This is a genomic window from Micromonospora sp. NPDC047762, from assembly GCF_043204655.1.
Classification (GTDB): domain Bacteria; phylum Actinomycetota; class Actinomycetes; order Mycobacteriales; family Micromonosporaceae; genus Micromonospora.
The window spans coordinates 40,057-54,131 of sequence record NZ_JBIDCQ010000015.1; the positions used below are offsets into that span (position 1 = coordinate 40,057).

At 71.4% G+C, this 14,075-nt stretch carries 6 protein-coding genes; 5 read left to right on the forward strand and 1 reads right to left on the reverse strand.

What is annotated here, in order from left to right:
- Nucleotides 1-93 precede the first annotated feature (93 nt).
- Nucleotides 94-1,521 (reverse strand): UDP-glucose/GDP-mannose dehydrogenase family protein, encoded by a 1,428-nt coding sequence (locus ACGF3C_RS32400; RefSeq protein WP_355005619.1) that lies wholly within the window; start codon nucleotides 1,519-1,521, stop codon nucleotides 94-96.
- 250 nt (nucleotides 1,522-1,771) lie between these two features.
- On the opposite strand from ACGF3C_RS32400, the gene ACGF3C_RS32405 reads away from it, so the two are divergent.
- From ACGF3C_RS32405 to ACGF3C_RS32425, 5 genes are all read left to right on the forward strand, one after another.
- Nucleotides 1,772-2,935: an acyl-CoA dehydrogenase family protein gene (locus ACGF3C_RS32405; protein WP_355005618.1), complete on the forward strand. Its 1,164-nt coding sequence runs from the start codon at nucleotides 1,772-1,774 to the stop codon at nucleotides 2,933-2,935.
- Between the two features lie 1,245 nt (nucleotides 2,936-4,180).
- Nucleotides 4,181-4,465 carry an MbtH family NRPS accessory protein gene (locus tag ACGF3C_RS32410; RefSeq protein ID WP_357222983.1) on the forward strand — a complete coding sequence of 95 codons (285 nt, stop codon included), beginning with the start codon at nucleotides 4,181-4,183 and terminating at the stop codon, nucleotides 4,463-4,465.
- Nucleotides 4,462-12,507, forward strand: a complete 8,046-nt coding sequence (locus ACGF3C_RS32415; RefSeq protein ID WP_393227533.1) for an amino acid adenylation domain-containing protein — start codon at nucleotides 4,462-4,464, stop codon at nucleotides 12,505-12,507. The genes ACGF3C_RS32410 and ACGF3C_RS32415 overlap by 4 nt, the downstream gene beginning before the upstream one ends.
- Nucleotides 12,508-12,546: 39 nt before the next feature.
- Nucleotides 12,547-13,518 (forward strand): TauD/TfdA family dioxygenase, encoded by a 972-nt coding sequence (locus tag ACGF3C_RS32420; protein ID WP_393227535.1) that lies wholly within the window; start codon nucleotides 12,547-12,549, stop codon nucleotides 13,516-13,518.
- Nucleotides 13,515-14,069 (forward strand): DUF6817 domain-containing protein, encoded by a 555-nt coding sequence (locus tag ACGF3C_RS32425; RefSeq protein WP_112582443.1) that lies wholly within the window; start codon nucleotides 13,515-13,517, stop codon nucleotides 14,067-14,069. The genes ACGF3C_RS32420 and ACGF3C_RS32425 overlap by 4 nt, the downstream gene beginning before the upstream one ends.
- Nucleotides 14,070-14,075: the final 6 nt, after the last annotated feature.

Genomic DNA, 14,075 nt, shown 5'->3' on the forward strand with positions numbered 1-14,075 from the left:
GGATTTCGACTCTTGTCGGCGGGTCCGGGGCAAACAACGACACCGGCCGGCCATCGAGATGCTCGATGGCCGGCCGGCGGGGCGTCGGTTGGGTCAGGGGCGACCCATGCCCCGGTACTCCCAGCCCGCCTGGGCCCAGAGTGCCGGGTCGAGGCAGTTGCGGCCGTCGACGACCTTGCGACCCTTGACCAACTCGCCGAGGGCGACCGGGTCAGCGTTGCGGAAGTCGGCCCACTCGGTGAGGACGCAGACCAGGTCGGCCTCGTTGACCGCCTCGTTGATGCTGCTCTCGTACGTCAACTCGGGGACCGCGCGGCGGGCGTTCTCGGTGCCCTGCGGGTCGTACACGTGCACGTCGGCGCCGGCCTTGTGCAGCAGCGCGGCGACGGCGAGCGCCGGGGCGTCGCGGACGTCGTCGGTGTTGGGCTTGAAGGTGGCGCCGAGTACGGCGATCCGGGTGCCGGAGAAGTCCGGGCCGGCCGGGCCGGAGCGGCGGCCGAGCAGGTCCGCGGCGAGCTGGAGCACCCGCGTACGCCGGCGCAGGTTGATCAGGTCGACCTCGTGGAGGAAGCGCAGCGCCTCGCCGGCGCCCAGCTCCTGGGCGCGGGCCTGGAAGGCCCGGATGTCCTTGGGCAGGCAGGCGCCTCCGAAGCCGAGGCCGGCCTGGAGGAACCGGTTGCCGATCCGCGGGTCGTAGCCGATCGCGCGGGCCAGCTGGGTGACGTCGCCACCAGAGGCCTCGCAGACCTCGGCCATCGCGTTGATGAAGGAGATCTTGGTGGCGAGGAAGGCGTTCGCGGCGACCTTGACCAGCTCGGCGGTGGAGAAGTCGGTAACCACCAGGGGCACCTCGCGGTCCTCCGTGGCGGCCAGGTCGAACACGCCCTTGTGCGCGGCGTAGAGCATGCCGTTGGCCCACTCGCTCTTGACGCCGACCACGATCCGGTTGGGCCGCAGGACGTCGTCGACGGCGAAGCCCTCCTGGAGGAACTCGGGGCTCCACGCCACCTCGACGTCCAGGTCGTTCGGGGTGTGCTTGCCGACGAGCTGCTCGACCCACTCGGCGGTGCCGACCGGCACGGTGGACTTGCCGACGATCAACGCCTTGCGGGTCAGGTGCTGCGCGAGGCTGGTGACCGACGCCTCGACGTACGACAGGTCGGCGCCCATGCCGTCGGCCCGCTGCGGGGTGCCGACGCAGATGAAGTGCACGTCACCGAACTCGGCGGTCTCGGCGATGTCGGTGCTGAACCGGAGGCGGCCGGCGGCAAGGTTGCGTCGGAGCAGCTCGTCCAGGCCGGGCTCGTGGATCGGCACCTGACCGGCGTTCAGCATCGCGATCTTGTCGGCGTCGACGTCGAACCCGAGAACCTCGTAGCCCAGTTCTGCGTAGCAGATGGCGTACGTCGCACCGAGGTAACCAGTCCCTAGGAACGTCACCCGCGGCCGGGGTGCGCCCGAGGGCGGGGTCACCGCGGCGATGGCGGGGGTCGGCTGGATGGTGGGGTAGGGGATCGTCACGCCTGTCTTCTCCGCTCGCGCTGGCGCCGCGTCGTCGCGTCGCATTCTGCTGCGGCGCCTGGGCGGGGCACCGGAGGGTGGCTCACTGTCTCAATCTCCATCATCGCTGAGCGCGTTAGGTGCACCGTCCTGCCCATACCTACGCGCCGGTAACATCACCTGAACTGCAGTCGCTAGTCTTCAGTCTGCGCCGTCGGCGGTCAGGAGTCGTCACAGACTGCGCATGATAGTGGTGAAGGGGAGGGCCGAGATGGCCGCAGGGGAGTCGTTCGACGTCTACCGGTTGCCGGAGGAGCACCAGGCGATCCGGGAAGCCGTGCGAGAGGTCTGCGCCGCGAAGGTGGCTCCGCACGCCGCGGAGGCCGACGAGACGGGGGAATTCCCCAAGGCGTCCTACGACGCGCTGCGAGCGGCCGACTTCCACGCACCGCACATTCCCGAGGAGTACGGCGGCGCGGGCGCGGACGCGCTGGCCACCGCCATCGTGATCGAGGAGGTGGCCCGTGCCTGCGCGTCGTCCTCGCTGATCCCGGCGGTGAACAAACTCGGCACCATGCCGCTCCTGTTGTCCGGTTCCGCCGACCTCAAGGCTCGCTACCTGACGCCGGTCGCGGCCGGTGAGGCGATGTTCTCGTACTGCCTCTCCGAGCCCGAGGCGGGCAGTGACGCGGCGTCCATGACCACCAGGGCGGTACGTGACGGGGATCACTGGGTGCTCAACGGTGTCAAGCGCTGGATCACCAACGCCGGGGTGTCCGAGTTCTACACCGTATTCGCCGTCACCGACCCGTCCGCCCGGTCCCGGGGCATCTCGGCCTTCGTGGTCGAGAAGTCCGATGCCGGGGTCAGCTTCGGCGCGCCGGAGAAGAAGCTCGGCATCAAGGGCTCGCCCACCCGCGAGGTCTACCTCGACAACGTGCGGATCCCGGCCGACCGGATGATCGGCGCGGAGGGCACCGGCTTCGCGACCGCGATGAAGACCCTTGACCACACCCGGGTCACCATCGCCGCGCAGGCCGTCGGGATCGCGCAGGGCGCGCTCGACTACGCGAAGGGGTACGTGGCCGAGCGTCGCCAGTTCGGCAAGGCGGTAGCCGAGTTCCAGGGAATCCAGTTCATGCTGGCCGACATGGGCATGAAGCTCGAGGCGGCCCGGCAGCTCACGTACGCGGCTGCTGGCAAGTCGGAGCGTGGCGACGCGGATCTCACCTACTTCGGCGCGGCGGCCAAGTGCTTCGCCTCCGACGCCGCCATGGAGATCACCACCGACGCGGTGCAGTTGCTGGGTGGCTACGGCTACACGCGGGACTACCCGGTCGAGCGGATGATGCGGGACGCCAAGATCACCCAGATCTACGAGGGCACCAACCAGGTGCAGCGGATCGTGATGGCTCGGCAACTATTGCAGGGCTGACCGAGGGGTTTCCGAACGCCGCTGCACAAGCGTCCGGTGCCGGCGGTCGCCGGTGCCGGCGCGCGGCATCCCGGCGCTCGGTTAAAGGCGGGGCGGCGCCGCGCCGGGCCTGATTCGGCGCGTACGCACACTGATCTTCGTCGATGGGTGCGCGCAACCGTCCGCCCGGATTCGGGTGGCGACGGCCGGCTGGGTGCCCGGCGTCGGCGGTGCCTTCGGGTGGGCCGGGTGCCTGCCTTCGCGCCACGCACGCGTGGTGGCGGGCCTGTGCGACAAAGGGATCCGGCGCTCGACGCGTCGTCTGGGCCTGATCGGATCCGGCAATCGAACGGAATCGTCCGGCGGCTCGCGCGTCGGCTTGTCGGCCCGGATGGTCGACTGCTTCGCGGGGGCAGTGATCCGGTGACGGTTGCGCTCTCTGTCGCGCCTCGCATTGCGCACGTTAACAACCATTACATTGACTGTTGTCCAACCATTCGGGTGCTCAGGCAATGGATGATCGGTCGCTCTTTCCGCCTGTCGTGTGAAACTCGTCTCCGTGTCGGATTGTGACCACGAGTTCCGCGATGAATGACTCTCCCCGTCCGGCCAGGTGATCATTCCGACGCGCCCCGTCCACTGTGGGCGGGGCCATCGTCGTTGATCGGTCCGCACGGCGCAGCGAGTCCGCCGAGAATACCCCTGTACTGCACAGACGCGTTGCTGGCAACGCATTTCTGGCCGATTCCGGTCGTCACGCCCGACCGCCCGCAGGCCCGCTCGCCGGAGCGCCGGCGGCCCCGCCGGCGTGCTCGGTCGACCAACCACCTGCGAAGCATTTGTCATAAATACGTCCCGGTTGGCATGGTCGACTTCAGCGGCAGGCAAGGGTCTTGACACGCTCCGTGTCTGGTGGTTTTCTGTGCCTCGCTTGCGTTTACATTCATGAACGCTGTTGGGTCGCAACTTCGGGGGGGAGCGCGACGTGGGTTCAGCGTGGCTTGCCAGAATCTGCTTGACATCGACTTGTTTGCGTCCGCAAAGGGCGCTCGGCCTCGGGTCGGATAGCCGATTAACGTGCAGGTGGCCGGCCGTGGCCGTGGTGGAATCCGATAGCGAGACACGCGGCGGTGAAACCCCGCACGTCCTCTGAGTGACGCATAGCAAAAGTCTCCGCAAACGACAGTTGACGACGCCCGATCTGGGGACGCGCGTCCCGACTGCGACGCCGGCAGGTCTGACCGCCATGGTCCCTGCCTGGCCGCCGTGCCGGTTCAGCGCTTCCTCGTCGGGTCCTGGGACCAGGCGCAGAGTGAGGAAGACGTGAACATTCTCGACAACCCCGACGGACGCTTCTTCGTGGTGGTGAACGACGAGGGGCAGCACTCGCTGTGGCCCGAGTCGCTCAGCCTGCCGGCCGGGTGGACGGTGGCCCACGGACCCGCCGACCGTGCGTCCTGCCTGGACCACGTCACCACCGAGTGGACTGACATGCGGCCGCGCAGCCTCGTGACGCACCTGGAGAGCACCGCTCGGGAGGTGGCCCGATGACCACCGACGCGAGTGCCAGCCGCCCCGCGCCACACGGCGCGGCGCTCTCGCCCGGCCGGTCACGCCTCGACTCGATGTCGCCCTCGAAGCGGGCCCTGTTCGAGAAGCGTCTCGGCGGCCGGCGCCCCCGGCCGGTCGAGGCGCTCGCCCGGATGCCGCGCGGTGGCGACCTGCCCGTCTCCCCGGCACAGCGCCGGCTGTGGTTCATGGACCAGCTCGTCCCCGGCTCGGCGATGTTCAACGTGCCGACCGCCCTACGCCTGACCGGTGCACTCCGGCTCGACGTGCTCACCGACGCGGCGCGCACCCTCGTCGACAGGCACGAGGCGCTGCGGACCGTGTTCGCGGCGAACGAGGGCGACCCGGTGCAGCGCATCCTGCCCGACATCGAGGTGGACCTCACCCCGCGCCCACTGCCCGCCGACGACGCGGCGGTGCTGGCCGCCGTACGCGACGAGGCGAGTCGTCCGTTCTCGCTCTCCGACGGGCCACTGGCTCGGGCCGCGCTGTTCCGGCAGACGCCCACCGCGCACGTGCTGGTGCTGACCCTGCACCACAGCATCTGCGACGGTTGGTCGGTCAGCCTGCTCATCGACGAGCTGCTGGAGCTGTACCGCGCCGGAGCAGAGGACCGGGCTCCCACGCTCGCGCCCCTCACCGTGCAGTACGCGGACTACGCCGCCTGGGAGAGCCGTCCCGACCGCGCCACGGAGCTGGCCGAAGGGCTCGACTACTGGAAGCGCGCACTGGCCGGCGCGGTACCCGTCATCGACCTGCCGTTGGACCGTCCCCGCCCGCCCGTGCAGTCCTTCCGGGGCGAGCGGCACCGCTTCGCTCTGCCCGACGGCCTGTGGCCGGCGGTGACCAGTCTGGCCCAGGAGGAGCGGGCCACCCCGTTCATGGTGCTGCTCGCCGGGTTCGCCGCGCTGATGTCGCGGTACGCGGCCCAGGACGAGGTCTCGGTGGTGACCCCGGTGGCGAACCGCCCCCGGGTCGAGCTGGAGACGATGGTCGGGTCCTTCGTCAACTCGGTCGTCGTGCGGGTCGACACCTCCGGCGCGCCCACCTTCCGGGCCCTGGTGGGACGGGTCCGCGATCTCGTGCAGCAGGGCATGGCGCACGGCGAGGTGCCCTTCGACACGGTGGTGGAGGCGGTCGACCCGGAGCGCGACCTCGGCCACACGCCCCTCGCGCAGGTGATGTTCGCCCTCGTCGAGGACCAGGCGTTGGAGGTCGAGGCGGCGGGGTTGCGGGTCACGGCCGTCGAACACCACCTGCCGATCAGCAAGCACGACCTGACGGTCGAGGTGTGGCCGGACGCCGACGGCCGGCTGCGGGGGCTGGCCGAGTACGCGACCGACATCCTCGACGAGCGCACGGTGGCGCGGATGGCCGCTCACCTCGGCGTTCTGCTGGTCGGTCTGACCGCCGCGCCGGACGCCCCGGTCGGGATGGCCCGCCTCCTGTCCGCTGAGGAGACCCGGGCGGCGGTCGTGGACGGCAACCGCACCGAGGACCCGCTTCTCGGCGACGTGCGCGCGCACGAGCTGTTCGCTCGGCAGGCCGCCCGTACCCCTGACGCGCCCGCGCTCCTGGTCGGCGACCTGACTGTCACGTTCGGAGAGTTGGACCGCCGGGCCGACGCCCTCGCCGCGCGGCTGCGCCGGCACGGGGTGGGCCCGGAGACCCGCGTCGGCCTCTTCCTGGACCGGGGTGTCGACCTCGTCACGGCCGTGCTGGCCACCCTCAAGGCCGGGGGCGCGTACGTGCCACTGGACGTGGGCGAGCCCGCCGAGCGGGTGCGGTTCATGCTCACCGACGCCGAGGTGCGGGTGGTCGTCACCAGCGCGGGCCGGCTCGCGGACCTACCGGACACCGACGTGTCGGTGCTGCTGCCCGACGACGAGGAGGACGCCACCACCGACCTGCCGCCGCTGCCGCGTCCGCACCCGGACAGCGCCTGCTACGTGATCTACACCTCGGGCTCGACGGGGCGACCCAAGGGTGTGGTGGTCACCCACCGCGGCCTGACCAACTACCTGGCGTGGAGCCTGCGGGCGTACCGGGTGGCCGAGGGCGGGGGCGCGCCCCTGGTCTCGCCGTTGCGATTCGACCTGTCGGTGACGACGCTGTTCTGTCCGCTGCTGGCCGGGCGCCCGGTGGTGCTCGTCGCCGACGGCACCGAGCTGGAGACCCTCACCGAGCTGCTCGGCAGCGACCTGGACCTCGGGCTGGTCAAGCTCACCCCGGCCCACCTGGAGGCGCTGGACCGGGCCGTTCCGAGCCGGACCATCGCTGCGAACGGCTATCTGATCGTCGGTGGCGAGTCGCTGCACGGCACCACCGCCGCCGCCTGGCGGCGCCGGGCTCCGGGCCTGCGGATCGTCAACGAGTACGGGCCCACCGAGACCGTCGTCGGCTGCTGCGTGCACGAGGTGCACGACGGCACCGACCTGTCCGGTGTGGTGCCGATCGGTCGTCCGATCGCCAACACGCGGCTCTACGTGCTGGACGGCAACCTGCTGCCGGTGCCGCCCGGCACGGTCGGCGAGCTGTACGTGGCCGGTGCTGGCGTGGCCCGTGGCTACCACGGTCGGCCGGACCTGACCGCCGGGCGCTTCCTGCCCGACCCGTTCGCCCCGACGCCGGGGGAGCGCATGTACCGCACCGGTGACCTCGTCCGGGTGCGACCCGACGGCGAGCTCGACTGCCTGGGCCGGGTCGACACCCAGGTGAAGATCCGGGGGTACCGGGTCGAGTTGGCGGAGATCGAGGCCACCCTGACCCGGCTGCCGCAGGTCCGCGAGGCGGTGGTCCTGCTGCGTACCGACCGGCCTGGTGAGGAGCGGTTGGTCGCGTACGTCACAGCGGCCGGGGATTCCGCGGCCCACGACCCGCGTGACGCGCTGCGCGCGGAACTGCCGGACTACATGGTGCCGGAGGTCGTCGTCACGCTCGACGCGCTGCCGTTGGCCGCCAACGGCAAGGTGGACCGGGCGGCGCTGCCCGCGCCCACGGCGGCCGAGCCGGCGCCCACTCTGGCCGCTCCGCAGAGCCGGCTGGAGGAGGCCATCGCCGAGGTCTGGGCCGATGTGCTGGGGCGGCCGGTCGAGTCGATCGGGCGGGACGCGAACTTCCTCGACCTGGGCGGGCACTCCCTGCTCGCGGTCCGGGCCATGGCCCGGCTGCGTAAGAAGCTCGACATCGAGCTGCCGCTGGCGGTGTTCCTGGAGTCCACCTCGTTGGCCGACCTGGGGACCCGGATCGAGGCGCTCGGCGGGCGGGCCCCCCGGCCCGGTCTCGTCGCCGTCCCGAGGACCGGCCCGGTGCCGTTGTCGCACGCGCAGGGCCGCCTGTACTTCCTCAACCGGCTCGCCGAGGACAGCGCGTTCTACAACGTGCCCCTCGCGCTGCGCTTCGACGGTGACCTGCGCGTCGACGCGCTGCGGGCGGCCTTCGGCGCGCTGTGGAACCGGCACGAGGGGCTGCGCACCCGGTTCCCGTCCGTGGACGGCGAACCGGTGCAGGAGTTCCTGCCGGTCGACGCCGTGGCGTACGCCGAGGTGGACGTGCGGGGCGACGCCGACCCGGAGGGTCGGCTGGCCGCCCTCTTCGACGCCGAGGGGCGCACTCCGTTCGACCTGGCCGCCGGGCCGCTGCTGCGCGGCACCCTGGTGCGGGTACGCCCCGACTCGCACGTGCTGCTGTTGACGCTGCACCACACCGTCTCCGACGGCTGGTCCCTGAACATCGTGTTGGACGACCTGGTGACGCTCTACCGGGAGATCGCCCAGGGGCAGCCGTCCTCGTTGCCCGAGCTGACACACACCTATGTGGACTACACGTTCTGGCAGCGGTCCTGGCTGACCGGTGCCGAGCTGGACGACCAGCTCGACTGGTGGAAGCGGCAGCTCGACGGCGTACCCACGCTGGACCTGCCGACCGACCGGCCGCGACCAGCGGTGCAGACCTTCCGCGGAGCGCGCCACGACGTCAGCTGGTCGGCCGAGCGGTCCCGGGCGGTGGCCGACCTGGCCCGGCGGGAGAAGGTCTCCCTGTTCATGGCGTTGCTGGCCGGCTTCGACGTGCTCATGGCCCAGCTCAGTGGCCAACGGGACATCACCGTCGGCACGCCCGTGGCCAACCGCACCAGCACCGAGTTGGAGAAGCTCGTCGGGTTCTTCGCCAACACCCTGGCACTGCGGGTCGACCTCTCCGGGGACCCCACCTTCCGCGAGGTGCTGCGGCGGGTCCGCAGCACGGCGCACGGTGCGTTCGCCCACCAGGACGTCCCCTTCGAGATGGTCGTCGACGCGGTGGCGCCCACCCGCAGCCTCAGCCACTCACCGCTGTTCCAGGTGCGCTTCGCGTTGCAGAACGCCCCGGGCGGCCTGCCCGACCCGGGCCCCGGCCTCACCCTCACGTCGATCGACAACGAGCAGTGCACCGCCCGCTTCGACCTGCTGATCGACCTGTGGGAGACCGAGGACGGCATCGAGGGGCACGCCGAGTACAGCACCGACCTGTTCGACGAGGGCACAGTCGAGGCGATGATGAGCCGCCTCGGAGTGCTGATGGACCGGTTGGTCGATGACCCCGACCAGCGCGTCTTCGACGTGGATCCCCTCCTGCCGGGCGAACGGGAGCGTCTCGACGCGCTCGCGCACGGTCCGGCGCTGCCGGTTGGCGCAGTGCACCGCACGCTCACCGCCCGGGTGGCCGAGCAGGCGCGACGCCGACCCGACGCTCCGGCGGTCACCAGCGGCGAGACGACCCTCTCCTACGGCGACCTGCACCGCCGCAGCGGTGACCTGGCCCGGGTGCTCGCCGAACACGGCGCGGGCCCGGAAACGACTATCGCCCTGCACCTCGACCGGGGCGTCGACGTCGTGGTGGCGGCGTTGGCGGTCCTGGAGACGGGCGCCGCGTACGTGCCGCTGGACCCCGCGTACCCCGCGCAGCGGTTGGCCGCGATCGTGGCGGACGCCCGGCCGGCGATGACGCTCACCACCCGCGACCTGGCGGGTCGTACGCCCCAGGGCGCGGGCGAGGTGGTGACGATCGAGGACCTGCCGGCCCCGGTGGGCCCCCGGCCGACACCGGCGCTGCGACCGGAGCACCCGGCCTACGTGGTCTACACCTCCGGCACCAAGGGGCTCCCCAAGGGTGTGGTGGTGACCCACGGCGGGCTTTCCGCGTACCTGGACGGGCTGCCGGCCGCGCTGGCCCTGCCCGATGAGCCGGTGTTCCTGCACACCGCGTCGTTCGCGTTCTCGTCCTCGGTGCGGCAGTTCGCCGTTCCGCTGGCGCTGGGCGGCCACGTGGTCGTCGCCGGGCGCGCGCACCTGGCCGACCCGTTGGCGCTGCTCACCTTCGTCACCGCGCACGGCGTGCAGGTGCTGGACCTGGTGCCGTCGTACCTGCGGGTCCTGCTGCCGGCGCTCACCTCGCCCGGCGGGTGGCGGCCACGGGTGGTGCTCACCGCCAGCGAGCCGCTGCGCTACGAGCTTCCCGAGGCCATCCGCAACGCGCCGGGGACGGCACCCCGACTGGTCAACATGTACGGCCAGACCGAGACGACGGGCATCGTCGCCGTGTCGGAGGTCCGCATCGACCGGGCGGGCCGCCAGGCGGTGGTGCCGCTCGGTCGGCCGATCCCGGGCGCGCGGCTGTACGTACTCGACGAGAGGCTGCGGCCGGTGCCGACCGGCCTGCCCGGCGAAATCGTCGTCGGGGGTGCGGGCCTGGCCCGCGGCTACCTGGGGGACGCCGCGTTGACCGCCGAGCGGTTCGTGCCCGACCCGCTGGGCACGCCGGGCGACCGGCTCTACCGCACCGGTGACCGGGGGCGGCTGCTGCCGGACGGCACCGTGGAGTTCCTGGGCCGGATCGGCGACCAGGTCAAGATCCGGGGGCACCGGGTCGAGCCGGACGAGGTCGCCTCGGCGCTGTCCGCCCTGGACGGCGTGGGCGAGTGCGTGGTGCTGTGCGACGACGACGGTGCGGACGACCGGCGGCTGGTGGCCCACGTGGCGCTGCGGCCGGGTGCCGCGCTCTCCACCGACGACCTACGTGCGGCGCTGCGAGAGCGGCTGCCGGACTACATGGTGCCGACGGTGGCGCTCGTCGACCGCCTGCCCCGGCTGCCCAACGGGAAGGTCGACCGGGCCGCGTTGACGCCGTCGACCCCCACCGCGGCTCCGGCCACCGCCGCTGCCACCGCCACCGCCGAGACCCGACGTGGACCGGTGGAGGGGATCCTGACCGGGATCTGGCGGGAGGTGCTGCGGGTGCCGTCGGTGGGTCCGGAGGACAACTTCTTCGCCCTGGGTGGGGACTCGCTGCACGTGATCCGGGTGGTGGACCGGGCTCGTAAGGCGGGTGTGGTGATCACGCCCGCGCAGTTCATCGCGTACCCCACCATCGCCGCGCTCGCCTCGGTCGCGACCGCCGCGCAGACGCCCGCCGACAAGGCGCGGGAGGTCCTGACCGGGATCTGGCGGGAGGTGCTGCGGGTGCCGTCGGTGGGTCCGGAGGACAACTTCTTCGCCCTGGGTGGGGACTCGCTGCACGTGATCCGGGTGGTGGACCGGGCCCGTAAGGCGGGTGTGGTGATCACCCCCGCGCAGTTCATCGCGTACCCCACAATCGCCGGCCTCGCGTCGGTGGCCGGTGGGCAGACGACCGCCGGCGCGGGTGGTGACGGAGGCCGGCGTACGGACCCCGGTGTGGTCCCGCTCGTCGCGTCGCACGTGGCCTTCGCCGAGCGGAACTTCGCCGACCCGCACAAGTACACGCACATCTTCATGTTCGATGCGCTGCGGGCACTCGACCCGGCGCTGGTGGAGCGGGCCGTGGCGGCGGTGATCACCCATCACGACTCGCTCCGGATCAGCTTCCCCCGGCCCGGGGGCCGGTTGTCGGTCCGGGTCAACGAGCCCTACCAGCCCACGCCGTTCACCAGCGTGGACCTGTCCGCCCTCGACCCGGCGGACCAGGAGGTCGCCTTCCGGCGCCTCGACCGCACCCTGCACCGCAAGCTCGACATCGAGAACGGGCCGCTGCTCCAGGTCGCCCTGGTCCGCTTCGGGGCCAACCGTCCCGATCTGCTCGTGGTGATCGTTCACCACCAGTTGATGGACAACAGCTCCTGGGACGTCCTGATGGCGGATCTCCAGACCGCGTACCAGGCCGTGGAGGCCGGCGAGGAGCCGCGCCTGCCGCTGCCGACGGCGTCGTTCGCCGAGTGGTCCCGCAACCTGGACGCGCTCGCCCATGGCACCGAGTTGACCGAGGACATCGCGTACTGGACGGCGCTGGCCAAGGAACCCGTCCCGACCTGGCCGCTGGACCACCTCGACGGAGACGACTGCATGTCGTCGGAGGAGACGGTGGTGGTCGGGCTCGACGCGGAGGAGACCGCCGCGCTGCGCCGGCTGGTGCCGCAGGAGTACGGCCTGAGCGTCAACGACGCGCTGCTGGCCGCCACCCTCCAGGGCTTCACCGACTGGTCCGGTCAGTCGTCGATCCTGGTCGACCTCGTCGCCCGGGGTCGGGAGATGGGCGGTCAGGACCTCGACCTGTCCCGTGCCATCGGCCGGTTCTCGATGACCTCACCCCGGCTCGTCCGCCGACCCGAGAAGCCCGGCCCGAGGGCGCTGCTGGAGTCGGTCCGTGAGCAGATCGAGGCGGTGCCCCGGCGCGGCCTCGCCTTCGGCCTGCTGCGCTACCTCGGTGGGCATCCGGCGGTGGCGGACGCGCTCGCTCCGCTCGGCAAGCCGGACATCCTGCTCAACAACTGGGGCGAGTTCGCCCATGAGCCCGAGGAGTCGCCGCTGCTCGGGCCGGCCATGGACGACTCCTGGCCGATGCCGAAGCTGCAACGCATGCACCGACTCCAGGTGTTCGCGCGGTTCGCCAACGGCGAGCTCAGCCTGCACCTGAAGTACAGCAGGAACCTCAACGAGCGGACGAGCATCGAGCGGCTCGCCGCCCTGACCCTGGCCGCCCTCCGGTCGTTCGTCCGGCCGGACGCCGACTGACCCGGACCACGACCCGACGTACGCGGAAGGACCTCCGACATGGACCACGTGAAAGAGAGCTGCCTGTTCCCGGAGCGCAACCGGGTGGCCTGCATCGAGGCCACCTCGCCCGGCATCTCGCCAGCGCAATGGGCCACCGAGCACCTCGACCTGATCAACGACCGACTGGACAGCCACGGCGCTGTCCTGCTGCGCGGGTTCGACGCCCCGGACGCGCCGGCCTTCTCCGCGTTCGTCAAAGTCTTCGGCGAGGAGATGGCCGAGTACACCTACCGGTCCACGCCGCGCAGCAAGGTCGGCGACGTCTACACCTCCACCGAGTACCCGGCCAGCGAGGTCATCCCGCTGCACAACGAGATGGCGTACACCAGCGTGTGGCCCCGGCGGTTGTTCTTCTACTCGAACATCCCGGCGCAGACCGGCGGGGAGACTCCGCTCGCCGACAGCCACGCCGTCTGGCAGCGCATCCCCGCCGAGGTGCGCGAGCGCTTCGAGCGGCACGGTGTGCGGTACGTGCGCAACTACCGGGTCGGTCTCGGGGTGTCCTGGCAGGAGACGTTCCCCGGGATGGACCGGGAGGCAGTGCAGGAGTTCTGCCGCGAGCGGGGCATCACCTACGAGTGGTTCGACGACGGCGCGCTGCGGACCACCGAGACCTGCCAGGCCGTCACCGTGCACCCCGTGTCCGGGCGGACGGTCTGGATGAACCAGGCCCACCTGTTCCACGTCTCCAACCTGCCCGAGGCCACCCGGGAGGCGCTGCTGGAACTGCTCGCCGAGGAGGACCTGCCGCGTAACGCGTACCTCGGCGACGGCAGCCCGATCACCGACGCCGACCTCGCGGCCATCCGCGCCGCGTTCGACGCGGAGTCCCTGGCCTTCCCCTGGCAGCAGGGTGACCTGCTGGTCGTCGACAACATGGCGATGGCGCACGGCCGGTCCAGCTTCACCGGGCCGCGCAAGACGTTGGTGGCGATGACCGGGTCGTACGGCAGTCGGGAGGCGGCGTGAGCGGGCTCGCCGAGAAGATCGCCTTCCTGGAGTCGCACGGGGTGGCCGAGTTGGCGCACTCGGAGGCCAACCTGCTGGCGCATCTGCGTGGCGTGCACGACCTGCTGGCCCAGTGGGGGTCGCGGCAGGAGCTGTGTGACGCGGGGTTGTTCCATTCGGTGTACGGCACGGAGATCTTCCCGACCGGTGCGATCCCGCACGAGCTGCGGCCCGCCGTGCGGGAGCTGATCGGTGCGGAGGCGGAGACGCTGGCGTACCTGTTCGGCACGGTTACCCGCAGCGCCCTCTTCGACGCCGCCTTCGACGGCCCGCCGTTCCTGCTCGAGGACCGCTCGGGCGGTTGCGTCGGTGTCAGCGCCGGCCAGTACGCCGACCTCGCCGCCCTGACCGTGGCGAACTGGCTGGAGCAACGTCCCCGGTTCGCCGAGTCAAGCAAGTTCAGCCGCGCCCGCGAGTTCGACGCCATGCGCCGCTATCTGCCGGACAGTGTCCGTACCGCCCTGGAGCGCGCCTACGGGTTCGCTCCGCTCGCCCTCGCTGGAAACGAGTAGACGCAC